We start from the raw sequence: 24,607 nt of genomic DNA, 5'->3' as shown, positions 1-24,607 counted from the left end.
ATGAAATTTCAATCGAAATACTTTCTAGCTTTTATCTTTCTTTTAATACTAGAAATTCTAATAGCTCAAACTTCAGGATTTATAAGGCACACTTTTGGTGACTTTTTAGTAGTTATCCTTCTTTTTTATTTCGTGAAGTCATTCTTTAACCTATCAAATAAAACTATCGGCCTTTCAGTCTTACTTTTTGCTTATATAGTAGAGTTTTTACAATTAACTCCTCTTTTAGCGCTTCTTGGTTTGGAGAATAATCGTATGGCTGTTATAATATTTGGCGCCACTTTTAGTATTGGTGATTTAGTAGCTTATACATTGGGAATTATTATCGTTCTACTTATAGAAAGTAGCTTTAAATTAAGATATTCTACGTATTTTTCTAAGAATATCTTCTAACCCATTTAATTGTAATTCATACACTAGTGACATCATAGTCCCTAGTTTTCCTTGAGGAAATCCTTTATTTTTATACCATACAATATAATATTCAGGAATATCTATTAAATAGGTTCCTTTATATTTACCAAAGGGCATTTTCATATTAGCTGTGTCAATTAAAAACTGTTTGTCTGGTATCATTTTAAATAAAAAATCCCGCCGAAGCGGGAGTTAAATTGTATTATTCTTTTCCGTCTACGTAATCCTGCAAATATGCATAACGTTCGGTTAATTTACCAGTATTTGTTGTCATTTTTGCACGCGCTAAAATTCCGTCTTTATCATCGTTGTAAAAAGCAGGAATTACATGTTCTAAAAACATTTCTCCAAAACCTTCACTTGCATCTTTTGGTAATTCACAAGGCAAGTTATCAACAGCCATTACTGTGATAGCTTTTTTGTCTTTAAAATCAATTTCTGATTCCGTTTCTGGATGATAACCATAAATAGGATCAGCAATTGTTGATGCACGTAATGTTGTAGCTACTGGTCCATCAATATCACATGAAATATCTGCTACATACTTTATTCTGAACTCAGGGTGTTTTACGTCTTCACGTGTAAATAAATATGGAGCGCCCTCACCATAAAAATGTCCCGCTATAAAGAAATCAGTTTGTTTAGCATACGCCATAAAATTACTTTCGTACCCAGTTGGATCTTTATAAAACTCAAACTTATCTCCTACTTTACCGTCTTTACGTTTTGCATATTCCATAACATCTGCTATACAATATACAGGCTCAGTAAACTCAGTTGTTAAATATAAAGCATCACTTACTTGTTTAATTTTTAGATGATCTAATATTTCTTGTGCTCCTTTGGCTACTTTTCCTGTTCCTGTTAACAATATTTTTATGTTAGGTAAGCTAATTTTATCTAATTCGGCTTTTACAGCATCCAAATCAGGTAACGTTTCTACTTTGGGTAAGTTGAACAATCCTTCACGTATGCCTAACGCTCTAAAACCATTATAAGCACCTACCAAACCTGCATAACGACCAAAACCAATTAAACGCGCTCCATTTTCTTCAATAATGGTTTCATGATCAAACATTTCTATATTTCTATCAAGCATTGCTTTTAACAACTTACGATTGTATGGCTGCTTTTTAATGGTATGACTAAAGAAAAAGTATTTTTTATTTGGAATTAAATTATCTACAGGAACTTCTTTTACTCCTAATAACACATCACAGTCAGAAACATCATTTGCTACTGCAAAACCTGATTTTGTGTAAGCCTCATCAGAAAAAACTCGGATATCAGAACTTTCTACCACTATTTCAGCCTGAGTAAACTGTTCTTTAAACTCTTGTAATTTTTCTGGAGAAAACACAACTCTTCTATCTGGTGGATTTTTACGTTCTTTAATAATTCCGAATTTCATAATTGACCTTTGTATTAAAATTAAACAATTTTACATATAATGTTATAGTTTATAACAATTACAGCGAAAATACTTGTTTTAAAATGATTGTACAAGTAGTATTTTTTTATATTTGCATCCTCTTGTTTCGACAGTATTGCTTTATATTACTGCTAAACGAAATTGCATAGAATTACAAAGATTATTTGGTATATTTTTTGCAAGGGTACTTATAGCATCTTTGACATATTGGGGACGACTGGTTTTGACAGCAAGATTAGTGAAAATGTAAGCATACCGAGGAGTGAAATGATAACTCGTTAAACTTATTTCAACCATTTAAACGGCGAAGATAACTACGCTTTAGCTGCATAATCTGAATTAATAGTAAGATTAGCCTCGGCGCACAAGGTGCGCAAGCTTTATGTCCACGAAAAGCCTTGGTTTACGGCGTTTCATTTTTGGGCATCGTAAAAGTAAACATAGAAAACTTAGCGCTTCGATAGGTTTTCGAAACTAAAGAAGATAAGTTAAGATTGGGCAGTTTTTGGTCAGGTCTTAATCGAAAATTAAACAAAAACTAAGTATGTAGAAAGCCTTTGAGCTACTTGTTTGGACCCGAGTTCGATTCTCGGCGTCTCCACAATAATCCCTTACAAGCCTAATTTTGTAAGGGATATTTTTTTAAAAATTATAAAGCTCGTTTCTTCGCTATCTATTGTGTTAAAATTAACATACGTATCCTTATATTTTTTAACGTTTACTTCCTTATACAAAATAAATTATTGAGTATTTTTACGAGCTGATTCTTTAATTGATTAAAGAACTTAATGTTTTTTTAAAAGAAGATATTCTAAACTAAAAAACAAAATCAACTTAATTTTTTATTATTCAAATTATATTATGAAAAAAACAAGTCTTTTTTTAATTGCTTTTTTAACCTTGCTACCTGCTTCATTGTTCGCTAATGAAGGAATGTGGTTTTTAATGCATATTAAACGTTTAAACGAACGTGATATGCAAAAAATGGGACTTCAGCTAACCGCAGAAGAAATTTACAGTATCAACAACCAAAGCCTTAAAGATGCTATCGTTCAATTTAACGGTGGTTGTACAGCTAGTATTATTTCTGATAATGGATTAGTACTTACAAATCACCATTGTGGTTATAATGCTATTGCAGAATTATCTTCAGAAGAGCAAAATCACCTTAAAAACGGGTACTGGGCTAAAACATTAAAAGACGAGCTTAAACCAGAAAGTCTTTTTGTAAGATTCTTTGTGAGAATGGATGACGTTTCTAAACGTATTTTAGCTAAAGTAAACGATTCTATGACAGAAAAAGAACGTGAAGCTGCTATTAACAAAGAAATTGCAAAAATAGAACAAGAAAATAGTGAAGGTGGAAAATACACTGTTTCTGTACGTTCTTTTTTCCAAGGAAATGAATATTACTATTTTGTATACGAAGATTATAAAGATGTACGATTAGTAGGTACACCTTCTGATAAAGTTGGTAAATACGGTGGAGACACTGATAACTGGGAATGGCCACGTCATACAGGAGATTTTTCTTTATTTAGAGTATATGCGGATGCAGAAGGAAACTCTGCTGAATATTCTGAAAATAACGTACCATTAAAAGCAAAGTACCATTTACCTGTTAATATTAAAGGTGTAAAAGAAAATGATTTTGCTATGATTTTAGGATACCCTGGTAGAACAAATCGTTGGATGCCTGCAGAAGGAATTGAGCAAAACGTAAATTACGCATATCCTGCTTGGGTAGAAGGATCTAAATTGAGTATGGATGTAATGAAAAAATACATGGATAAAGATGCTTCAATAAACTTGATGTATGCATCTAAATATGCTGGTATAGCCAATTACTGGAAAAATAGACAGGGTATGATTGATGCTTTAACAGCTCATAAAACTGCTGAGGCTAAACGTAAAGTTGAAAAAAAATTTGACAAATGGGCTAACAAAGAGTCTAACAAAGCAACTTACGGAAATGTAGTTACTAACATCAATAATTACTATAACTTAACCAACAACAAAGCAAAGCATGATAACTACTTAATGTTATTATTACGTTCTAGTAAATTTGCAGTTTTACCATATCGAATAGGTAAAGGGTTTGAGTCTTATATTGATGCTAATGAAGCTGCTCGTAAGAATTTAATGCCTAGATTAAATGCCTTTATAGAAAGTAATTATACAAACTATCATCTACCTTTAGAAAAAGAGGTTTTAGCTGAGCAACTTAAATTATATGCTGCTAAAGCAAATTATGAATTACCTGAAATCATAACTAAAACCGCTAAAAACGGTGACTTTACTGATTATATCGATGCTATTTTTGAATTAAGTATTTTTACATCTAAGGAGCGTGCCACGGCTTTCTTAAAGTACCCAAACAAAGAGTTATTAGCTAACGATCCACTATATATCTTATCATCTCAATTACTAGGCAAATACAGAGAGCAACCTGAAAACTTAGTACAACCATTAAATGATTACCAAAAATCATTTAGATTATTAGTAGATGGACTACGTAAGTCTGGTCTAAGTAATATTAAATATCCAGATGCTAACTCCACTTTACGTTTAACCTACGGAAAAGTAAGAGCTTTACCAAAAGACCCTAGAAACGATGCCAGTATTAATAATTACACAACGTTAAAAGGAATGGTTAAAAAACACAAACCAAACGATAGCGAGTTCGATTTATCTAAAGACATGTTAGATATCTATAAGAAAAAAGATTATGGTAAATACGCTAACAGTAAAGGTGAATTACCTGTAAACTTCTTATCTGATAACGATATTACAGGAGGAAATTCTGGTTCACCTGTATTAAACGGAAAAGGTGAATTAATTGGTTTAGCTTTTGATGGTAATATTGAAGCAATGGCTGGTGATGTTATTTTTGACAAAAACTTACAACGAACTATTAATGTAGACATTCGATATGTACTTTGGTTAATTGACAAGTACGCTGGTGCTAAACGTATTGTAGATGAATTAACTATTATAGAGTAGTTAAATTAGTATTCTAAACAAAAAAACGCAATCAAATTGGTTGCGTTTTTTATTTTAGGATGACACACCGAAACAAATTAAAAATATGGACAAATATAAAATCTATGTAATTCACGGATATACAGCGTCTCCTTATTCTAACTGGTTTCAGGATTTTAAAAAGAATTAAAAAAATGACTCTGTTGAAGTTTCTATTTTAAGCATGCCCAACTCTAAAAACCCCAAACTAAATGAATGGGTTGATTTTATGGAGAGTCATGTAACAGAAATAGATGAAAAAACAATTTTTGTTGGTCACAGTTTAGGATGTATAGCTATTTTAAACTTCTTAAATAAGTTAAACATACCTAAAATTAAAGGCTTATTTCTAATTTCAGGATTCATTGAATCTACACCCATACCTGAATTAATTGAATTTGTAAAACCCCAATTAAATTATAGTCACTTAAAAGAAATAACGAGTATTAGAACTGCAATATCTGCAGTTGATGATGATATTATTCCTTTTGAATATTCTAAAACTATGGCAGAAAAATTAGAGGCTAAATTTACCCTTCTTAAAGAAGGAAAACATTTTATAGATAGAGATGGATTTACTAAACTTCCTTTTTTGATAGAAGAAATAAAAAGACACATAAACTTGCAAAGTTAAATGTATATAAGATGAATTTTCCTCTATTTAATTTCACAAAAAAGCGCAACCAAATTGGTTGCGCTTTTGTATTTTATATAGCTATACTACTATTCTTCTTTAAATAACTGCTCTTTATAAGCCGCTTTTTGAACTTGTGCTCTTCTAGTTACAGAAGGCTTCGTGTATTGCTTTCTTTCTCTTAATTCTTGTAAAACTTTTACATTTCTAAACTTACGCTTGTAACGTTTTAAGGCTCTATCGATATTTTCACCTTCTTTTACAACTATTCTTAACATACTATAAGGTTTTATTATTAGACATACTTTAAGTCATATAAATTACAGCGCAATACTACACATAGTATGAACTATGATTTACATGATATTTATTTTAGATTAAAAATTCTATTGAAAACGCTTGATAAAGCAACTGAAGACTATAGGATCTGGTGATAACAGAAAAATAGTATAAAGACTTGTAGATTTTCTCCTAAAAAGGACAGAACATTAATATTCTGCAAAGGTATGTTTTATTTATCGGCTCTACAAGAATTTGAGACATTAAAAAAGGCGTTACTATTGTAGTAACGCCTTTTAATTAAATAGTTTCTCCTAGTTCTTTTAACTTAGAGGTATTTTCTGCGAGCATTAACTCGTCTATAATTTTTTGAATATCCCCATTTACAATATTTGATAAATCGTATAAGGTTAATCCTATTCTGTGATCTGTTACACGCCCTTGTGGATAATTGTATGTTCTAATTTTTGCTGAACGGTCTCCTGAGGTTACCATCGAACCACGTTTTGCAGCATCAGCTTCTTGCTTCTTCGCTAACTCCATATCATACAAACGAGAACGTAATACTTTAAATGCTTTTTCTTTGTTTTTATGCTGCGATTTTTGATCTTGACATTGCGCTACCAATCCTGTAGGGATATGCGTTAAACGCACCGCTGAATATGTAGTGTTTACCGATTGACCTCCTGGTCCTGATGAACAGAAAAAATCGATACGTACATCTTTTGGATTGATTTCTACATCAAACTCTTCTGCTTCTGGAAATACCATACAGGTTGCTGCCGATGTATGTACACGCCCTTGTGTTTCTGTTTGTGGTACACGTTGTACACGATGTACTCCAGCTTCAAACTTTAACGTCCCATACACATCTTCACCAGAAACTTCAAACTGAATCTCTTTAAATCCACCATTGGTTCCTTCAGAAAAATCTACTGTAGATACTTTCCAGCCTTTGCTTTCGCAATACTTAGTATACATTCTAAATAAATCACCTGCAAAAATACTTGCTTCATCTCCACCCGTACCTGCACGCAATTCAACTACTGCATTTTTAGCATCTTCTGGATCTTTTGGAATTAATAAAAATTTAATCTCATCTTCTAATTCTGGAATACGAGTTTTTGCTTCGTCCATTTCCATTTTTGCCATTTCTACCATTTCTGCATCTGATCCGTCGGCAATAATTTCTTTAGCTTCTTCTATAGTATTTAATAAAGTTTCGTACTCGTCTGCTTTTTTTACAACCTTTCCTAAGTCTTTATACTCTTTATTTAATTGCACATAACGTTTTTGATCAGAAATAACATCTGGTTGGATGATTAAATCTGATACCTCATCATAACGTTGCTTAACTATCTGTAATTTATCTAGCATAGTATCTTTTCTTGGGGTGCGAATTTACGATTTTTTATCGAATTTTATTCATATCTTTAGTTCATTAAGGCTTTTGTTATGCGAATTTTAATCTTATTTTTTACTTGTTCACTACTTTTTTCTTGTCTGCAAGAAAAGAAAATTAAAAAACCAACTTGGTTGTTTGGTAAATGGGAACGTGTTCATAACGAAGCTCATAAAAGAACTTATGAGTTTTGGGAAAATGATTTTTCTGGAATTGGTTTTTCCTTACAAAAAAACGATACTGTATTTAAAGAGACCCTACACATCATTACTAAAAACGATTCGTTGTTTTTACAAGTAACTGGTGTAAATGAAAATCCTACTTTATTTGCTTTTACCCAACAAACAGATACTTCTTTTACTGCGGAAAACAAACTAAACGAATTCCCTAAAACAATACAATACTGGAAAGAAAACAATCTACTGAAAGCTAAAGTTAGTAACGATGAGTTTTCGATTGATTTTGTGTTTGAAAAAATGAAATAAAAAATCCTCAGATTTCTCTGAGGATTTTACTTTTTATCTCACTGTATTAATATTCAAAAGTTCCGTATTCACTTTTGATTGTTAATTTCTTTTTATCAGAAGTTTCAACTCTACCAACAACCTGTGCATTTACATTGAACGATTTTGAAATTTTAATAATCTCTTCTGCTATTTCTGGAGACACATATAATTCCATTCTGTGACCACAATTGAAAACTTGATACATTTCTTTCCAATCTGTTTTTGATTGCTCTTGTATCATTTTAAATAATGGTGGAATTGGGAACATATTATCTTTTACAATATGTAAATTATCCACAAAATGTAAAATTTTTGTTTGTGCTCCACCTGAACAGTGAATCATTCCGTGCACTTCTTCCGAAGAAAATTTCGATAAAATTTCCTTGATAATTGGCGCATAGGTTCTTGTTGGTGACAACACTAACTTACCAGCATCAATTGGTGAATCTGCTACCGTATCTGTTAATTTTGTATTTCCTGAATACACTAAATCTGACGGTACTGAAGCATCAAAACTTTCTGGATATTTTTCTGCTAAGTATTTATGGAATACATCATGACGTGCAGAAGTTAACCCGTTACTTCCCATACCTCCGTTATATTCTTTCTCATATGTTGCTTGTCCAAACGATTCTAAACCAACAATAACATCACCTGCTTTGATATTTGCATTATCAATCACATCCGCGCGTTTCATACGAGCTGTTACAGTAGAATCTACGATTATTGTACGTACTAAATCTCCTACATCAGCAGTTTCTCCTCCTGTTGAATGGATGGTAACCCCAAACTCTTTCAACTCAGCAATTAATTCTTCTGTCCCATTAATAATCGCCGATAAAACTTCTCCTGGAATATTACTTTTATTACGTCCGATAGTTGATGACAACATGATATTATCAGTAGCGCCTACACATAATAAATCATCTATATTCATGATTAAAGCATCTTGGGCAATTCCTTTCCATACAGAAATATCTCCTGTTTCTTTCCAGTACATATATGCTAAAGAACTTTTTGTTCCTGCTCCATCTGCATGCATAATTAAACAATAATCATCATCATTTGTTAAATAATCTGGAACAATTTTACAGAAAGCTTTTGGAAATAATCCTTTATCAATGTTCTTGATAGCGTTGTGTACATCTTCTTTAGATGCCGATACTCCGCGTTGTGCGTAGCGTTTAGATACTTCGTTACTCATGTGTTGTGTTGTTGTTGCCTGCAAATTTAGGTTTTATTACGCTTTTATCAAGAAAAAAGCGAACGTTTTTTACACGCTCGCTCTTTAATTATAGTTCGTTTCTCTTTATTCCCAATCTGGCATTGTGGCGTTTATAAATAACGCTGTTCTTGTGGTAGTACCTTCATTAAAAGGCACTTTATAAATTGTTTTTTCAGAAATCTCATCATTTGATGTATTTACAAAAATTATTTCGGCTTCATTTGGTGACAAACGCGGGTCTAAATCATTTGTTCCATCAGCTTTTCCTTCTGATAAATCAGTAACTTCTGTCGTTGCAAACTCATATAAAAACATATGACTGTTTAGTTGCCTATAATTACTTGATTCATATCCAGAAATATCTCTTGTGTATAACAGCGAGCTTCCGTCTATTGTAAAATTAATTCCTCCTACAGCTCCTTGCATTCCTGTTAAAACAGTGTCAATTATATTTCCTGCCATATCAATCGTATAGATTTGTGTATTATACCCACTTGTGTTATTGGTTTTCAGTGCTATTTTAGACTCATCATTACTCCAATCACATTCAGTAATGTAACTACCATCAACTGTTTGGTATATTTGCTGTAAACCGCTTCCATCTTTATTTATCAAGTATAATTTATCGTAATGCGGATATATAATTCGATCTCCGTTTGAAGACCACGAGAAATCAACTTCGTTTAAATCAAATGCAACTACAGGAACATTGGATGTAACTTTTTTAACATCTGAACCATCTGTTTTCATTGTATAAATATGAGTTTCGTTATTGTCTGTTCGTAAGAAGGCAACCAAATTTGCTGCTGAGTTTTTTCTTGGTCTCCAAGAGTTTGTTGTTGGTAATGTTAACAATAATTCATTTACAGAAGCTTCATTGATAAAATCTCCAGAATATATTACATTATTACCATCTTCTTGTCGTGTATAAAAATACCTGTTATTGGGTGTTGATGTAATTTTAAATGTACTTACTGCACTTAATACTTCAGCATTAATGCCATCTGATGCTCCTATTTGCCAAAAATATTTTACTCCAAATTTTAAATCGGAAACTGTATATAAAGTGTCTTTTACATTTTCAAAAGATATAACATCATTATTAAAGTCGTTTTTAATTTCTATCCTGTATGTTACTTCATCTTCATCAGGGTCAGTAGATTTAAAACTTAGTTCTACCATATTATTTAAATCTTCTACGCCATTAGTTGGAGCTCTAAGTTCTGGTGTTGTTGGCGGATCGTTTAATGCTGTTTCTATATCTAACTCAAAAACTATATTAATTTCTGTGCCAGCATCTAAACCTACAGGCTGAAAACCTGTTAAATAACCTTCTTTAGTAGCGCTTACCGAATATTCTTGTGCAGGTATATCTTCCATTAAAAAGTAACCTTCTTCATCAGTAAAAGCTGTATTATTGGTTGGCGATAGTGCTATTTTTGCGTTTGCTATAGGTTCAAAACTTCTCTTTTTTACCACACGTCCTTTAATTGTACCAAATTCCACAAAACCTACAGTATCTTCACTACAGTTAAATAAGGTTACACAAATTAAAAGTATTGTTATTTTTATTATATTTTTCATTGCTTTGCTTCTTAAAAATAAACGTTTAAACCTACTCCTACCCTCCAAATAAAGTCATTCCTTTTCCCCCTAACCAACTTATCTAGATTATCCGAACCTAAAAGGTAATTTTCTCCATAAAAAGCTACCCCTATTTTATTGGTTATTAAATATTCTAATCCTATTCCGTATTGAAATTTAAACATAGGATTATCAAGATTCTCCTCTAAAACTGAACCTACACCAACATACACGTAAGGTGTTAACTTATCATAAGGAAGTAAGTTATATTCTAAGAATATACTAGAGGTAAGAAATGTATTTTTAAAAGATCGTTCATTTTCTAATGAAAACCGTCCTACACTTCCTCCAAAACTAAATCGTGGGTTCTCAAAGAAATATCTGTATTTTAAATCAAATCCAAATCTTGCAACTGGGTTCGAATAGTCTCCTGAAATTATCGAAGTTCCAGCCATTACACTCATTGAGTTTCTCTCTCTTCTTGTTTCTTGCTTTCTATTAAAAAGTAAAGTATTATCTGCTTCATTTTTTTCTTTTAGATATTCCTTTTTAAAAAGGCTGACAACTGGTTCTCCTCCTTTAGGAGCCCATAAACCATCTACAACACCTTCTATAATCAACTGTTCGACTGCTTTATCTATAGCTTCTTTTACAGCTAATTGCATAGGTTCATTTTTGGTTACCCCTGTCTCTACTTCTAACAATCTTCTTAAAGAAACATACCTATATAAATTTGCTGAAATACCTTGAGAGAGTATTGTTTTTGACACATAAATATTTTTTAAGATTTGTCCGTTTGATGTAGATACAGCTCTTAAATACACTGTTATTCTGTCCTCTCTATATTGATTAGATGCTCCCGCTCCAAAATATCGGACTCCTGAACCTCCTGTAATAATATTAGAATCATAAGAAACCACACCTCCTTCTAAAATAATCCCAGCAAAAAGTAATGGCGGCATTTTTGTGGAATTAACTCCCTGATATTCTTGCCTTGTCGACCTTATTATTTGTCGTTCATTTAATAAGTTAGCGATATTTTCTCTTTCTATTGGAGTAAACCATTTTGATTCTTCTAATGATTTTAATAGAATTGATGTACCTCCTTGCGTTACCGCGGTACTAAATGTAGAGCCGTTTTCAGTCGGCTTATATTGTCCTGTTTGATCTCTAAATTTATAAACTCCTACGATTACTTTTTCGACAGGTAGAATATTTTTAATTAAATCGTTTTGTAAAGAGGTGTTTTCTCCTATTCTAGCATTCGTTGTTTGGAATGGCTGATTTAGGTATGCTCCACAACTAGAAAACAAGATAAAACTTAAAGAGAATAGTAATTTGAATAGTAATTTTCTCATAAAATTTAAGTTATGGTTAGTCGTTTTGTTGTTAATTGTTTGGTATTATAATTTGTGTTTGTTCACCTGTTTGAGTATTTAAAATATTTACAGATAAACCTCCGCTTGTAGGTGTTACTTCAACTACTAAAGATCCAAACACATAAGTTCCAACAGTTAATCCTTGATCTCCAAATTGTTCTTGAAATAAATCTTGAGATAATGAGTTTAACAGTTGCCTGTTTAAACTATTGGTAAAATTTTCTAAGTCTGAAGGTTGCTGAAAAGGATCTTGTGCTTCTTCTTGAAAATCGTTTTGTGCATTTGCTGATGCCAAAATTTGCTGATATCCGAATGGATTATTTCCTCCAAAAAATGGATTAATTGGTTTATAAACTAGTTCTTGTGAAAAAGTAAATGAACTTATTAAAAATAAAACAATTGTTATAAGTTTGGTTGCTATTTTCATAACTTACTTTATTTAAATTTTATAACTTAATAATGTATTTCTCTGTTTTGAGTAACTGCTTAATCTTACTAAAGATGCTTTAACAGCTCGTTTAAGAAAATCTTCTCCTGGCATTGTCATGAACTCAAAAATCTTTTTATCATCAGCTTCAATAATTAAAACTGTAGTTCTTCTTAATCCTGGTTTCTCTTTTATTTTTATAATAAAAGGATATTTTAAGCCTGAGAGCAGATACTCTTGGTAAAAAAAATCATAAAAATCTTTCCCTATTTTTGTTATTGCTTCTTCAATAACCAATCCTTTTAATACAAAATTAGATTCGTCTATTTTTTCCTTTTTTATTACACCTATCTTTTTGGGCACTATTACTAGCGTATCTTTATCTATCAATGTCTCCCTGTGCTTTACAAATAAATAAGCTTTTAATTCTTCATCAGGATTTAAACTTAACCTTATTAATGAAAGCTCTTTTTTCTCATTAGGTTTTAACGAAAATTCTCCTGATTGTTTATTGTTAGAATAGTTTCCTTCTTTATTTTTTTTTAGTACTAATAAGTTGTAGTTAAGCTCATCTTTAAACAACACTCCTTCATTTTCAGCTTGTGCTTTTACTACTATAAAATTATCTTTTTTAAGGACAAGTATTTTGGCTTTCACATCGTTTATTTCTTGAGTATAACCCACTGATACACAAAGCAACAACAGAGTAATATATTTTAAATCGCTTCTAAAAAAAATAAAACTTAACATCTTTTAATAGTTCCTAACTATAATTGTTTTATAATTAGATTTTTGAATTATTTTTACATTTTCCATTAAAGAGTTTGTTCCATACACCTGTAATGAATTTGCATTTCCTTGCTGAAGGATATCCATTTTTGTGGGAGAAGTGTTGTAATAATCTATAAAACTATAATAGTTATTTTTACCCTTTTGCCCTACTAATTGCACATCTCTCGCTCCACTTTTTAATTCCGCTACATTATTTATTCCTATTTGATTTATTGATAAATAATTTTGATTAGCAGTTACATTACTAAAATTTTGTAAACCATTTAATGAATTAATATTTTTCTCTAGTACTATAAAAGAAACATCATTTCCTATTTGAGGCACAGATACAAAATATGTAGATGTCTTTTGCTGCGACATAATAGCCAGATTAATAGTAACCAACATTACAAACAATATTATTTTCACCTCTTTCATTATCTTTACTTTAGTAAGTTAAGGAAAGAGTTTTTCTCTCTTCCCTTAACTTTATTAGTTAATAAATTATTATAGTCCTGTTTGTTCAACACAGGCTTTATTCATATAACCTGCTTGACCAATAAAACTAGCATTACCTGAACCTTGCGCGTCTTGAATAACAGAGGCATGGTTTTCTACACCAAACTGACCAATTAAACTTAAGTTAATACCAACATCAGCGTTTTGATCAACACAAGCTTCATTACCATAACCTGTTTGTGCTATACCAGAAATGTTTATACCTCCAGTTGATGTTTGAGTAGTAGAAGCCATATTTGCGTTTCCAAATTGAGCAATTCCATCTATATTAAAGCTACCTCTTTGTACTTGTTTAGCCTTATTATAGTTACCAAGTTGTAAAATACCTGCTACACTACCCGGCGCCCCATTAGTTCCTGTGCTTTGATCTTGGTGAGCTAAATTTCTTCTACCAGATTGTGCTACAATAGCTACATTATTATCATAACGTTGTTTTTGAATAGAAGTATTCTGACGTCCTGTTTGGTAAGCATATGCTCTGTTATTTTCTGCCCAACCTACACCTACATCTTGTTGTGTATAGTTTTTATATCCTACTTGATTTACAAAACCAGTGTTATAGTCACCATGTTGCTTAATATCGGCTTCATTCTTTCTTCCTCTTTGGTATACAGTAGCTTCGTTTCCTAAACCTCCAGAAAATCCTTGATTTTGACCATCTTGATCGATGTTAGATAAGTTACCTACTCCAGTTTGAACTACACTTACGTCATTCATAACTCCAGTTTGATCTACGTAACTCGTGTTTATTGCTGCTCCTCTATCTCCATAAGAAGGCCCTACTTGTGGTACTGAACACCCCAAACAATTAGCTTTTGGTGTTGGTAATGGGTTTGCGAACTGTGCGAAAACTGTTCCTGAAGCTAAAAAAATAGCCGCTAATAAAAAATTTTTCATAATAGATAATTTTAAAATACATTAATTGATTTTTAGCATACTCTATCTACGACAAGCATACAAATACTAACGATGCTTATTGTGGGAGAATGCTAAGTAAATAAGGGTAAGATAAAATTATGGGGTAAAATGTAAAGGTTAGTTTGATAACCGTGATTACATCCATCAGTTTAAATAAAACTGTAAGAAACTATATATAGTTTGTCTGTTTAAACATAGCTAATATACGATTTTTTTAGCTTCAAAAACCATTCAAAATTTCTTTACTTAAAAAAAAACAAATAAAAAAAGCCAAAAACACGCTATAAACGTAGTCTTTGGCTTTGTATTTCTTAATCCTTCTTTTTTTTAAAAAAAGGGGAAAACCCCTTTTTTTAAAAATGAATTTTCTTCTTTAAAATAAGCTACTTTATCTAGTAAATAAAAGCTCTCTATATTTAGTTAATGGCCATAGATTATCATCTACCATCAACTCTAATTTATCACAGTGATAACGAATATCATCAAAATAAGGTTTTACTTTATTACAATACGCATCAGCATTTTTTTGTCCTTCTAACTTATTGGCTTTTTTACGCTCTTCAATCATATCTTCAACTTTTGAATTTATTTCAGCAATATGATTTGATATTTTTTGAATTAAATCGATTTGTTCATTTGCATACCTTTCAAAATTATTTCCAAAAATTTCTTTCAGCCCTCTTACATTCTCTATCAAGGTATTTTGGTATTGAATAGCAATAGGTATAATATGGTTTCTTGCAATATCACCTAATACTCTACTTTCAATTTGTATTTTCTTTGAATATTCTTCTAGTTCAATTTCATGACGTGCTTCTACCTCAACCTTATTCATCACTCCCATTTCTTCAAAAAGAGAAATTGCTTTTTTAGAAATTTTTGCTTTTAATGCTTCAGGAGTTGTTTTGTTATTCGATAAACCTCTTTTCTTTGCTTCTTTTTCCCATGCTTCTCCATACCCATCTCCTTCAAATCGAATACTTTTTGATGCTTTAATATATTCTCTTAATACATTAAATATAGCTTCATCTTTTTTTAGTTTTTTGGTATCAATTAATTTATCAACCTCATCTTTAAACTCATTTAACTGTCTTGCTATAATTGTATTCAAAACCGTCATAGGTCCTGCACAGTTAGACCATGAACCTACTGCACGTAACTCAAACTTATTTCCTGTAAAAGCAAAAGGTGAAGTTCTGTTTCTATCTGTATTATCTAGTAATATTTCAGGAATTTTACCTACAATATTCAATTTTAAATCTGTTTTTTCTTCTGGTGATAACTTTCCTTTTGTTACATTTTCTAACTCATCTAATACTGATGATAATTGTGAACCTATAAAAACTGATATAATTGCTGGTGGTGCTTCATTAGCTCCTAAACGGTGATCGTTACTTGCGCTTGCTATTGACGCTCTGATTAACTCTTCGTAATCATGAACCGCTTTAATAGTATTCACAAAAAAGGTTAAAAACTGTAAGTTCTTCATCGGAGTTTTACCTGGACTCAATAAATTAACTCCTGTATTGGTAGACAAACTCCAGTTGTTGTGTTTTCCTGAACCATTAATTCCTGCAAATGGCTTTTCATGGAATAACACTTTGAATTTATGTCTTTGCGACACTTTTTCCATCACATCCATTAGTAAGGAATTGTGGTCTACCGCTAAGTTAGCTTCTTCAAAAATCGGTGCTAATTCAAACTGATTTGGCGCTACCTCATTATGTCGTGTTTTTACCGGCACCCCTAACAACATACATTCATGTTCCAAATCGCGCATAAAATTCAATACTCGCGTGGGTATTGAGCCAAAATAATGATCATCTAACTGCTGCCCTTTTGCTGGAGCATGCCCTAACAAAGCTCTTCCTGTCATCATAATGTCAGGACGTGCAGCTGCCAATGCTGTATCAATCAAAAAGTATTCTTGCTCCCAACCTAAAGTTGCATTTACTTTACTTACATTCTTATCAAAATATTTACAAACCGCTGTAGCTGAAGTATCAACAGCTTGTAAAGCTCTTAATAATGGAGCCTTATTATCTAATGCTTCACCTGTATACGCCACAAAAACTGTGGGAATACATAAGGTAGTACCATAAATAAATGCTGGCGATGTTGGATCCCAAGCGGTATAGCCACGTGCTTCAAAAGTATTTCGAATTCCTCCGTTAGGAAAACTAGAAGCATCTGGCTCTTGCTGTACTAATTGACCTCCGTCAAATTTCTCCATTGCTCCTCCTCCTTCAACTGTTTCAAAAAAAGCATCGTGTTTTTCTGCTGTAGACCCCGTTAAAGGTTGAAACCAGTGTGTGTAATGTGTTGCTCCTTTAGACAGCGCCCAATCTTTCATACTTACTGCAATCTGATCGGCAGTTTTTCTATCAATCTTAGTTCCAAACTCAATAGCATCCATTACACTTTGGTATGCTTCTTTGGTCATGTATTGACGCATTGCTTGTTGATTAAATACATTTTTACCAAACAATTCTGAACGACGTTCATTCTCTTCTACTACAACAGTTTTTCTATTTAAAACCTCTTGTAAAGCATTGAATCTTAAAGTTGACATATAATAAAGTATTAAATTAGATATTCAAAAATACATTTTAAAAACAAATACCCCCTAAAAAATAGGGGTTAAATTAATTTAAAGTTAATTTTAAACAAAAATACCCTTAAAAATTTTGCCCTTTAACAAAAAATACTCAATTTTGCCCCATAATTAACTCTAAAACAACACAAAAATCATGAGTAAATCAAAATTAGAATACATTTGGTTAGATGGTCATGAACCAACTCAAAACATGCGTAGTAAAACTAAGGTTGAAGACGACTTTAGTGGTAAATTAGAAGATTGTCCAGTTTGGTCTTTTGATGGAAGTTCTACAGAACAAGCTTCTGGAGGTGCTTCTGACTGTTTACTAAAGCCTGTTGCTATTTATCCTGACCCTACTAGAAAAAATGGATTCTTAATAATGTCTGAAGTTTTAAACGCTGACGGTACTCCGCACGCATCTAATGCACGTGCTAAAATTGATGATAACGATAATGATTTTTGGTTTGGTTTTGAGCAAGAGTACTTCTTAATGGATACCAAAACTGATTTACCTTTAGGGTTCCCACGTGGTGGATTCCCTGGACCTCAAGGAAAATACTACTGTTCTGTAGGTGGAAGATACACTTGGGGAAGAGATTTCGTTGAAGAACATGCTGATTTATGTATTGAGGCTGGTTTAAACTTTGAAGGAATTAACCAAGAGGTTGCCCCAGGACAATGGGAATTTCAATTGTTTGCACAGGGTGCCAAAAAAGCAGGTGATGAAATTTGGGTTGCTCGTTACTTATTAGATCGTTTAACTGAAAAGCATGGTTACTATATTGAGTACCATCCAAAACCAGTAAAAGGAGATTGGAATGGTTCTGGTATGCACGCAAACTTCTCTAACACTACTTTAAGAACTTGTGGCTCTCAAGAAACTTACGAGAAGATTTGTGAAGCATTTAGGCCTGTTACCGAGGAACACATGGATGTATACGGAGCCAATAATGATGAACGCTTAACTGGTTTACACGAAACTGCTCATGTATCTGACTTTAGTTATGGAGTTTCTGATAGAGGGGCTTCAATCCGTATTCCTATTATTACTGTAGAAAAAGGATGGAAAGGTTGGTTAGAAGACAGAAGACCTGCTTCAAACGCTGACCCTTATAAAGTAGCTGGTAGAATTATAGAAACCGTAAAAGGCGCCAACATATAATTAACAAACACAACAACACAACTAAAAAAGCCGCTAATAGCGGCTTTTTTTTTATTTCAAGACTAATTCGTTTTTACGAAATTGTTAAATAGATGAAAGTTGCATAGGTTGCTAATAAGATAATTCCATCCCTCCACCCAAGACGCATTCCTTTTGGAAAGAAAACTAAAGGTAGTATAGCAAATGAAACACCTAACATCCAATAAATATCATTGTTTATTAAGCTATATGCATCTGGTTTTACTTCTACAGGAGTAATCATTGCAGTAATACCCAGAACAGCTAAAATATTAAATACGTTAGAACCTATTAAGTTTCCTAATGAAATTGCTTTTTCTTTCTTTAATACTGCAATAATTGATGCTGCTAACTCAGGAACGCTTGTTCCTACCGACACTACTGTTACTCCTATTATTGCATCACTAACCCCTAAATTTGCTGCTAAAGTTACCGAGCCATTAATTAACAACTCTGAACCACCCCATAAACCTACACCTCCTATTGCTAAAAATAATGCTATTTTATATAGTGGTAACTCTTCATCATCTTCAGGCACCTCATCAACAACCGCTTGTTTTTGAAAACGCAGTAAATAAATCAAAAACACTACTAACATTCCAAACAAAATAGCTCCTTCATAAAATTGAATTATTTTATCATTTGCTATAAAAAAATACAGTAGTACTGAAGCAATCATCATTACTGGCCAATCTGTTTTATAAAAACTTTTTTCCACATCTATTGATGATAGTATTACTGTTATACCTAATACTAGAGCTAGGTTTGCAATATTAGAACCAATAACATTACCTACTGCCAAACCTGTTGCTCCATTTAAAGCAGACTTTATGCTTACAATTAATTCTGGTGCTGAAGTTGCAAACGACACTACTGTCATACCTATTACTATTTTTGGTATATGTAGTTTAAGTGACAAACCTACCGCTGCTTTTAACAGCCAATTTCCTCCTAAAATTAACAATGTTAAACCAATAATAATATATAGAATGCTCATAAGATATTTTTTGGGCGAAGATACTCTTTTGTAACGAAGTTTTGAAACATAAACAACCGTGTAAATACAACTTTTAAAACCAATACTTTTTTCTTTAATAAACTTCAAAAAAATCAAAAGGCTAAAACTCTTCTGTTTAAAAGATCCTTTTTCCTTTACTTTTCAAATCTTGCAAAAAAAGCTTCTTTAAAACCTTATTAAATACAACCAATAAGACATTTTTATATTTCATTTAATAATTAAAACATAGACAATATAGCTATAAGTTAAAACTAATAGTGTTTTTATAGATTTAAATATAAACCCAATCCAATTAAATTAGATTTAAAAGTTTGGTAATAATATTTCCTTTCTCATATATTGAAAAAACAATTCCGGAATTCATCATTATTTACTAACTAAAAACACATGAATCTAACATGATTATACTTGCTTTAAAACTAATTCTAATAACTATTAAAATTGCTTATTTATTACTGGAATTTATCTTTTAAAAGATTAAACTAATTAAAACCTATACTTTTCATTTTAAACTTAGTAAAGTTTGATTTTTCTCATCATAACAAATTATTTTTCGTTATTTTTGATAATAGAATCAACTACTAATGAGAAAAAGTTTTTTTAAGTTTTTAGCCAACCTAAACAAGGCTCTACTACCTTCCTTTACTAAGAAGGAATTGGATATATCGAAAGCATCAAAATTTCAATTGGCTATTATTGGATGGCGTGCTTATGTTACAATAAATTCGTTGGATTAAAATTTTACCATTATGAACAATCATATTAAAGTTTTCTCAGGATCTCAAATCTTTGTAAGCAGATTAAATCAATTACTTGATGAGATTAAAGTTCCATGCTTAATTAAAGATAATAAAGAATCTGGAAGGGTTGCTGGTTTCGGAACTTTAGGCAATTCTATTGACGTATTTATCTATGAATCAGATCTTGAAAAAGCTCAGGACACTATTGATAGTTTTAAAGAAGAAATAGCAGAAGACAAATAAGTTAAAAAAGGTAAAAAAATATTATTTTTTTTGCTTTACAATTTAAAAAACATTCTTATATTTGCACCCGCAAAACGGCCTCGTAGCATAACTGAATAGTGCACTTGATTACGGCTCAAGAGGTTGCAGGTTTGAATCCTGCCGAGGTCACAAAAACCCTGTTAGATATCTAACAGGGTTTTGCTTTTCCATAAATTTACACACTAACTTTCTACTACTGTTTAGTCTTTTACAACCACATCTTCCAGTACTTCAATGTCAAATCCATAATATCTTACTAATTTGATAATTGGGTTAAGATCAATTATGTTACCTATAGACTCTATACGAAGTATATTATCACAATCTTCTAAATCAAAATTTATTTTATAGTAAGAAAACTCCCTTTGGAGCTTATCCAAAAGGAGTGTTTCCTCTTCAACTGATTGTACAGATGTTTTAAAGACTTCTACCATTAAATTAAAAGTTAATTATACCGCTTCGTTGTAATTAATCATCCAGTAAACACCAAACTTATCTACAAAACTACCAAAATAATCTCCCCAAAACTGATCTTCCATAGGCATTTCAATTTTTCCACCTACAGATAAGCCGTTAAACAAACGATCTGCTTCTTCACGACTTTCAGGGTGAATTGAAATGTAATTATTATTCCCTTTATTTAGCTTATGTCCCATTGAAGGTACGGTATCAGATCCCATTAAAATAGTATTTTTTGATAATGGTAACGAAATGTGCATTGTACGATTTCTTTCATTTTCTGGTAATTTTTCTACATCTGGAGCGTCACTCATTTTCATATTTGCAATGAATTCACCACCAAATACTGATTTATAAAAATTGAATGCTTGTTCTGCATCTCCATCAAAATTTAAATAAGGATTTACTTTCATTTTTCTTGTTTTTAAGGTTATTTTTATTCTAATTTTTTCTTTTATTATCTACTCAAATTACAAAACAGGTTAAACAAATGCCCATCTAAATCTTGAAACACACAAACATAATAGCCATTATCATCATAAAACTTTTTCTTGTCTTTTCTAGGGTCAAAACGGATATATCCTCCTGCTTTTATTGTTTTTTCTATTAATGCATTAAGTTCCTCTTTACTTTTAGCCGAAAGTGTAAACATTATTTCATTACTGCTATTAAGATTTGCTACCTCACCTTCAAAGCTTTCTTTTAACTTTTCCTTTTTAAAAAAGTGGATTACAAACTCATCTTCACCAAATAAAAAACTTACTATTTCGTTCGTAGGAGTTCCATTGAGAATGAAACCTAATCTCTTATAGAATTTTTGTGTACGTTCTATATTTTCTACTCCTAAGTTTGCCCATATTTTCATTCATTTTAGAATTTAAAATTCTTAATAATTTGTTTTATTTGATAAATATGACGCTGCGTATGTACTGTATTAAACCCTATCCACTCAAGTCGCGTAAACGCCCCTAATTCAGGAATTTTAAAGTCTAAACAAAGTTTTGATAAATCTGCATTCTTTGAGAAATCGTTCATCCATTGTATTTTACTTTTTAACTCCGTCAACAAAATTTCTTTGTTAATGAACTTTTCGGTTGGTATAATTTCTTTAGGTGAATTCATTTTTATATCGAAATTCAAAAACAAGCGTTGTATTTCTTTTAACTTTTCATTTGGACTACGTTTAGTTTCTTTTACTTCTCCTGTCAAAACTTCTGATAAAGCATAAGATTTATTAAGGTGATCTCCTACTTGCGCTACTGTCCAATCTCCTTCTTTTGTTTTTTTATTCAGCTCTTCTTCAGTTAACGATGAAATCAACCTTAATAACTCCTTAGTTGTGATATAATACTCACTTAAAACCTCTTTCTCCATACTTTAATTATTTGATTACCAAAGATAAAAGGTCTTATCCATACTCCAAAGGTATGTTCCCGACAATACCACGGGTTGATTGCGACAATAGCTTATCTTATATTTGAAATGGTTTAATCTCTTGAAAAATGACTTATGAAACATATTTCTATTCTTGTACCTGAAGGTGACTCTAGTTTGAGTAATTTAGAGGCTACTTATAAGATGTTCACCATGGCTAATGATGCTTTATTAAAATCAGGCAAGCAAACAATGTTTACAACACATCTTGTTGGCACACACAAAAAAGCTAGGTTAAGTAACGGGGTATTTAATATTATTCCTAACACAACAATTACTGATGTACAAAAAACAGATTTGATTATTATTCCTGCCATTCATGGAGATTATGCTCAAATAATTTCAAAAAACAGTGCTTTTATTCCTTGGATTAAGAAACAATATGCAAACGGGGCTGAAGTAGCAAGTCTTTGTATAGGTGCTTTTTTATTAGCCAGCACAGGATTGCTTAACGGTCAAGATTGTGCAACGCATTGGTTGGCTACTGATGAATTTAGAAAAATGTTTCCTGATGTTAATCTTGTTGATAATAGAATTATTACTGATGAAAACGGCTTATACACAAGTGGTGGAGCTTATTCTTCTTTAAATTTAAATCTTTATTTGGTTGAAAAGTTTGCAGGACGTGAAATGGCTGTACTCTCGTCTAAAATTTTTGAAATAGATATTAGCCGTAATAGCCAGTCTCCTTTTATTATTTTTAAAGGTCAGAAATCTCATAACGATAAAGATATTTTAAAAATTCAAGAACATATTGAACAAAATTATCAGCAAAAAATAACTGTTGATGAGCTTTCTAAAAAAATAGCTGTAAGTCGTAGAACTTTTGAAAGACGTTTTAAAAAAGCAACTGCCAATACTGTAATGAAATATGTACAACGTGTTAAAATAGAAGCTGCTAAAAAAGAATTTGAAAGAGGTAATAAAACGGTTAACGAAATAATGTACGAAGTTGGTTATAATGACCCTAAAGGGTTTAGAGAGGTTTTTAAGAAGGTTACAAACATGACTCCTTCTGAATATGCTAACAAATATCGCAAAGCAATTTATGTTTAAAATTTTAAAAATGTTCTTGATACTTTCTACCTACAAAATTTATGATTCCACATTGTATTATGCTTCTTAAACTGGCTTAAGTTTTAACTTTACAAGGAATAATACCTTTGGTTTATAAAATTTAAAATTATGAAACAAAGACTAAACATTCAAGAACTAGAGCCTAATGCCTATAATGCAATCTTAGAAATTTACAAATACCTTGAAACAACAACGCTTTCAAAAAAAAGTAAAAACCTTATTAAAATAAGAGCTTCACAAATTAATACTTGTGCTTACTGTATAGAAATGCATACTGTGGAGGCTCTAAAAAACGGAGAAGCACAAAACAGAATTTTTGCGTTGAGTGCTTGGAGAGAATCGCCTTTATTTTCTGAAGAGGAAAAAGCTTTATTAGCTGCTACTGATGAAATAACACAAATAAGCAATAATGGATTAACAGAGGAAACCTTCCAAAAGCTTAAAAGTTATTTTAGTGATAATGAAATAGCACAAATTATTATACAAATAGGAGAAATTAATATTTGGAATCGTATCGCAGTATCAACACAAATGTTTCATGCTATCTCTAAGGTTTTGTAATACGCAATAATATTAATTTATCTAGTTTTCATCTAAGTTTCTATAAAGCTACCTAAATTTAGGTAGCTTTATTATCTTTCATTATGTCCTTTTCCTTCAATCATTTTCGGTATCGACTTTTCTATTCTTGACAAACGTGTTTTTGATTGTTTAGCTTGAGAAAAATACAATAAGTACCCTCTTTGTCTACCTGGGGTTAGCGCTTCAAAAACTGTTTGTATGTCTGGGTTTTCTTGTAATACTTCTTTAAATTCATCTACCATTTCAAACTCTGAGGTTTTCTTAGTTTTTACTTTTAAACCTGCTTTTTCAACCTCTATAGCTTCGAATATATATGCTTTGATAGTTGATATTAAATCTATAATTTCTTCTGGCTTTGCAAACCTAATTTGACGAGCTGATTGTACATTTTCTGTTTGTTGAATTAAAATTCCGTCAGTATCTTTTAACAGAGCTCCTTTATAAAAAAGTAATGCACAATAATCTTTAAAACCATGAATTAACACAATATTTTTTCCTTGAAAAGTATAACAAGGATGCTTCCATTTAAAATCTTCTTCAAGACCACTGTCCAAACAAATTTGACGTAGCAACATTGTTTCTTCCTTCCATTTTTTTATGTTTTCTATATACTTATCTACTTTTTCCATTGCAACTTTATTTGTGTTCACTTTAAATATATAACTTTGTAGGCTTCCCCTTTTTAGGACACCTCTAATTTCGATAAATAATTATTATTTAGGTCAGATTTGATGAAGAATTTA

27 protein-coding genes, 1 tRNA gene and 1 other RNA gene are annotated in these 24,607 nt (G+C 31.5%); 11 read left to right on the top strand and 18 right to left on the bottom strand.

Annotated elements, in window-relative coordinates:
* Complete coding sequence (locus tag MK851_RS15660; RefSeq protein WP_413788384.1) at window positions 1-393, top strand: DUF2809 domain-containing protein; 393 nt, start codon at window positions 1-3, stop codon at window positions 391-393.
* Here MK851_RS15660 and MK851_RS05975 read toward each other — a convergent pair.
* Both MK851_RS05975 and MK851_RS05970 read right to left on the bottom strand, forming a co-directional pair.
* Window positions 355-576 (bottom strand): DUF3820 family protein, encoded by a 222-nt coding sequence (locus MK851_RS05975; protein WP_303507964.1) that lies wholly within the window; start codon window positions 574-576, stop codon window positions 355-357. The genes MK851_RS15660 and MK851_RS05975 overlap by 39 nt on opposite strands.
* A 40-nt stretch (window positions 577-616) precedes the next feature.
* Entirely contained in the window at window positions 617-1,825 is a 1,209-nt protein-coding gene (locus MK851_RS05970) for an NAD(P)-dependent oxidoreductase (protein WP_320242314.1), read from the bottom strand.
* A gap of 230 nt (window positions 1,826-2,055) precedes the next feature.
* On the opposite strand from MK851_RS05970, the gene ssrA reads away from it, so the two are divergent.
* The 3 genes from ssrA (at window position 2,056) to MK851_RS05955 (ending at window position 5,501) form a co-directional block, all read left to right on the top strand.
* Window positions 2,056-2,450, top strand: a transfer-messenger RNA (tmRNA) gene (gene ssrA / locus MK851_RS05965).
* A 257-nt stretch (window positions 2,451-2,707) separates the two neighbouring features.
* Window positions 2,708-4,849 carry a S46 family peptidase gene (locus MK851_RS05960; protein WP_320242312.1) on the top strand — a complete coding sequence of 714 codons (2,142 nt, stop codon included), beginning with the start codon at window positions 2,708-2,710 and terminating at the stop codon, window positions 4,847-4,849.
* A 202-nt stretch (window positions 4,850-5,051) separates the two neighbouring features.
* A complete protein-coding gene (locus tag MK851_RS05955; RefSeq protein ID WP_320242310.1) occupies window positions 5,052-5,501 on the top strand; it encodes an RBBP9/YdeN family alpha/beta hydrolase in 450 nt (149 codons plus the stop codon).
* An 89-nt stretch (window positions 5,502-5,590) separates the two neighbouring features.
* Here the strand turns inward: MK851_RS05955 and rpsU are convergent, their stop codons facing one another.
* Window positions 5,591-5,779 carry a 30S ribosomal protein S21 gene (rpsU, locus tag MK851_RS05950; RefSeq protein WP_115900369.1) on the bottom strand — a complete coding sequence of 63 codons (189 nt, stop codon included), beginning with the start codon at window positions 5,777-5,779 and terminating at the stop codon, window positions 5,591-5,593.
* A gap of 301 nt (window positions 5,780-6,080) precedes the next feature.
* Entirely contained in the window at window positions 6,081-7,157 is a 1,077-nt protein-coding gene (gene prfA, locus MK851_RS05945; protein WP_115900368.1) for a peptide chain release factor 1, read from the bottom strand.
* 78 nt (window positions 7,158-7,235) lie between these two features.
* Between prfA and MK851_RS05940 the strand changes: the two genes are divergently transcribed.
* Window positions 7,236-7,667 carry a hypothetical protein gene (locus tag MK851_RS05940; RefSeq protein ID WP_320242306.1) on the top strand — a complete coding sequence of 144 codons (432 nt, stop codon included), beginning with the start codon at window positions 7,236-7,238 and terminating at the stop codon, window positions 7,665-7,667.
* A 46-nt stretch (window positions 7,668-7,713) separates the two neighbouring features.
* Here the strand turns inward: MK851_RS05940 and MK851_RS05935 are convergent, their stop codons facing one another.
* The 8 genes from MK851_RS05935 to MK851_RS05900 form a co-directional block, all read right to left on the bottom strand.
* A complete protein-coding gene (locus tag MK851_RS05935; protein ID WP_320242304.1) occupies window positions 7,714-8,892 on the bottom strand; it encodes an AIR synthase related protein in 1,179 nt (392 codons plus the stop codon).
* Between the two features lie 105 nt (window positions 8,893-8,997).
* Window positions 8,998-10,497 (bottom strand): carboxypeptidase regulatory-like domain-containing protein, encoded by a 1,500-nt coding sequence (locus tag MK851_RS05930; protein WP_303507970.1) that lies wholly within the window; start codon window positions 10,495-10,497, stop codon window positions 8,998-9,000.
* 11 nt (window positions 10,498-10,508) lie between these two features.
* Window positions 10,509-11,855 (bottom strand): CsgG/HfaB family protein, encoded by a 1,347-nt coding sequence (locus MK851_RS05925; protein WP_320242301.1) that lies wholly within the window; start codon window positions 11,853-11,855, stop codon window positions 10,509-10,511.
* 31 nt (window positions 11,856-11,886) lie between these two features.
* Complete coding sequence (locus MK851_RS05920) at window positions 11,887-12,303, bottom strand: curli assembly protein CsgF (protein ID WP_115900361.1); 417 nt, start codon at window positions 12,301-12,303, stop codon at window positions 11,887-11,889.
* Window positions 12,304-12,315: 12 nt separating this feature from the next.
* Entirely contained in the window at window positions 12,316-13,053 is a 738-nt protein-coding gene (locus MK851_RS05915) for a CsgE family curli-type amyloid fiber assembly protein (RefSeq protein WP_320242297.1), read from the bottom strand.
* A gap of 3 nt (window positions 13,054-13,056) precedes the next feature.
* Entirely contained in the window at window positions 13,057-13,512 is a 456-nt protein-coding gene (locus MK851_RS05910) for a hypothetical protein (protein WP_320242295.1), read from the bottom strand.
* 69 nt (window positions 13,513-13,581) lie between these two features.
* Window positions 13,582-14,490: a hypothetical protein gene (locus MK851_RS05905; RefSeq protein WP_320242292.1), complete on the bottom strand. Its 909-nt coding sequence runs from the start codon at window positions 14,488-14,490 to the stop codon at window positions 13,582-13,584.
* A 409-nt stretch (window positions 14,491-14,899) separates the two neighbouring features.
* Window positions 14,900-17,083: a glutamine synthetase III gene (locus MK851_RS05900; RefSeq protein WP_320242290.1), complete on the bottom strand. Its 2,184-nt coding sequence runs from the start codon at window positions 17,081-17,083 to the stop codon at window positions 14,900-14,902.
* A 178-nt stretch (window positions 17,084-17,261) separates the two neighbouring features.
* Between MK851_RS05900 and MK851_RS05895 the strand changes: the two genes are divergently transcribed.
* Window positions 17,262-18,272: a glutamine synthetase beta-grasp domain-containing protein gene (locus MK851_RS05895; protein WP_303507975.1), complete on the top strand. Its 1,011-nt coding sequence runs from the start codon at window positions 17,262-17,264 to the stop codon at window positions 18,270-18,272.
* A gap of 73 nt (window positions 18,273-18,345) precedes the next feature.
* Here the strand turns inward: MK851_RS05895 and MK851_RS05890 are convergent, their stop codons facing one another.
* Window positions 18,346-19,287 carry a calcium/sodium antiporter gene (locus tag MK851_RS05890; protein WP_320242287.1) on the bottom strand — a complete coding sequence of 314 codons (942 nt, stop codon included), beginning with the start codon at window positions 19,285-19,287 and terminating at the stop codon, window positions 18,346-18,348.
* Window positions 19,288-19,892: 605 nt separating this feature from the next.
* On the opposite strand from MK851_RS05890, the gene MK851_RS05885 reads away from it, so the two are divergent.
* The 3 genes from MK851_RS05885 to MK851_RS05875 all read left to right on the top strand — a co-directional run bounded on the left by MK851_RS05885 (window position 19,893) and on the right by MK851_RS05875 (window position 20,441).
* Window positions 19,893-20,045, top strand: a complete 153-nt coding sequence (locus tag MK851_RS05885; RefSeq protein ID WP_320242285.1) for an SsrA-binding protein — start codon at window positions 19,893-19,895, stop codon at window positions 20,043-20,045.
* 12 nt (window positions 20,046-20,057) lie between these two features.
* Complete coding sequence (locus MK851_RS05880; RefSeq protein ID WP_320242283.1) at window positions 20,058-20,291, top strand: putative signal transducing protein; 234 nt, start codon at window positions 20,058-20,060, stop codon at window positions 20,289-20,291.
* Window positions 20,292-20,367: 76 nt separating this feature from the next.
* Window positions 20,368-20,441: transfer RNA gene (locus MK851_RS05875), tRNA-Arg, on the top strand.
* A 71-nt stretch (window positions 20,442-20,512) separates the two neighbouring features.
* Here the strand turns inward: MK851_RS05875 and MK851_RS05870 are convergent.
* From MK851_RS05870 to MK851_RS05855, 4 genes are read right to left on the bottom strand one after another with little or no spacing between them, the layout of a single operon-like run.
* Window positions 20,513-20,746 (bottom strand): hypothetical protein, encoded by a 234-nt coding sequence (locus tag MK851_RS05870; RefSeq protein WP_303507979.1) that lies wholly within the window; start codon window positions 20,744-20,746, stop codon window positions 20,513-20,515.
* 15 nt (window positions 20,747-20,761) lie between these two features.
* On the bottom strand, window positions 20,762-21,184 hold the full coding sequence (locus MK851_RS05865; protein WP_303507980.1) for a VOC family protein: 423 nt from the start codon (window positions 21,182-21,184) through the stop codon (window positions 20,762-20,764).
* A gap of 44 nt (window positions 21,185-21,228) precedes the next feature.
* Window positions 21,229-21,636: a VOC family protein gene (locus MK851_RS05860; RefSeq protein WP_320242281.1), complete on the bottom strand. Its 408-nt coding sequence runs from the start codon at window positions 21,634-21,636 to the stop codon at window positions 21,229-21,231.
* A 5-nt stretch (window positions 21,637-21,641) separates the two neighbouring features.
* Complete coding sequence (locus tag MK851_RS05855; RefSeq protein WP_320242279.1) at window positions 21,642-22,145, bottom strand: DinB family protein; 504 nt, start codon at window positions 22,143-22,145, stop codon at window positions 21,642-21,644.
* Between the two features lie 135 nt (window positions 22,146-22,280).
* Between MK851_RS05855 and MK851_RS05850 the strand changes: the two genes are divergently transcribed.
* Together MK851_RS05850 and MK851_RS05845 are read left to right on the top strand one after the other, a co-directional pair.
* Window positions 22,281-23,261: a GlxA family transcriptional regulator gene (locus MK851_RS05850; RefSeq protein ID WP_320242277.1), complete on the top strand. Its 981-nt coding sequence runs from the start codon at window positions 22,281-22,283 to the stop codon at window positions 23,259-23,261.
* 129 nt (window positions 23,262-23,390) lie between these two features.
* Entirely contained in the window at window positions 23,391-23,843 is a 453-nt protein-coding gene (locus tag MK851_RS05845) for a carboxymuconolactone decarboxylase family protein (protein ID WP_303507984.1), read from the top strand.
* A 71-nt stretch (window positions 23,844-23,914) separates the two neighbouring features.
* On the opposite strand, the gene MK851_RS05840 is transcribed toward MK851_RS05845, so the two are convergent.
* On the bottom strand, window positions 23,915-24,493 hold the full coding sequence (locus tag MK851_RS05840; RefSeq protein WP_320242275.1) for a YdeI/OmpD-associated family protein: 579 nt from the start codon (window positions 24,491-24,493) through the stop codon (window positions 23,915-23,917).
* Window positions 24,494-24,607 lie beyond the last annotated feature (114 nt).

This window comes from Tenacibaculum sp. 1B UA, assembly GCF_033978845.1.
In the GTDB taxonomy this organism is placed as follows: domain Bacteria; phylum Bacteroidota; class Bacteroidia; order Flavobacteriales; family Flavobacteriaceae; genus Polaribacter.
Note: the sequence above shows the minus strand (reverse complement) of the source record. Positions and strands in the feature narration are given on the sequence as shown.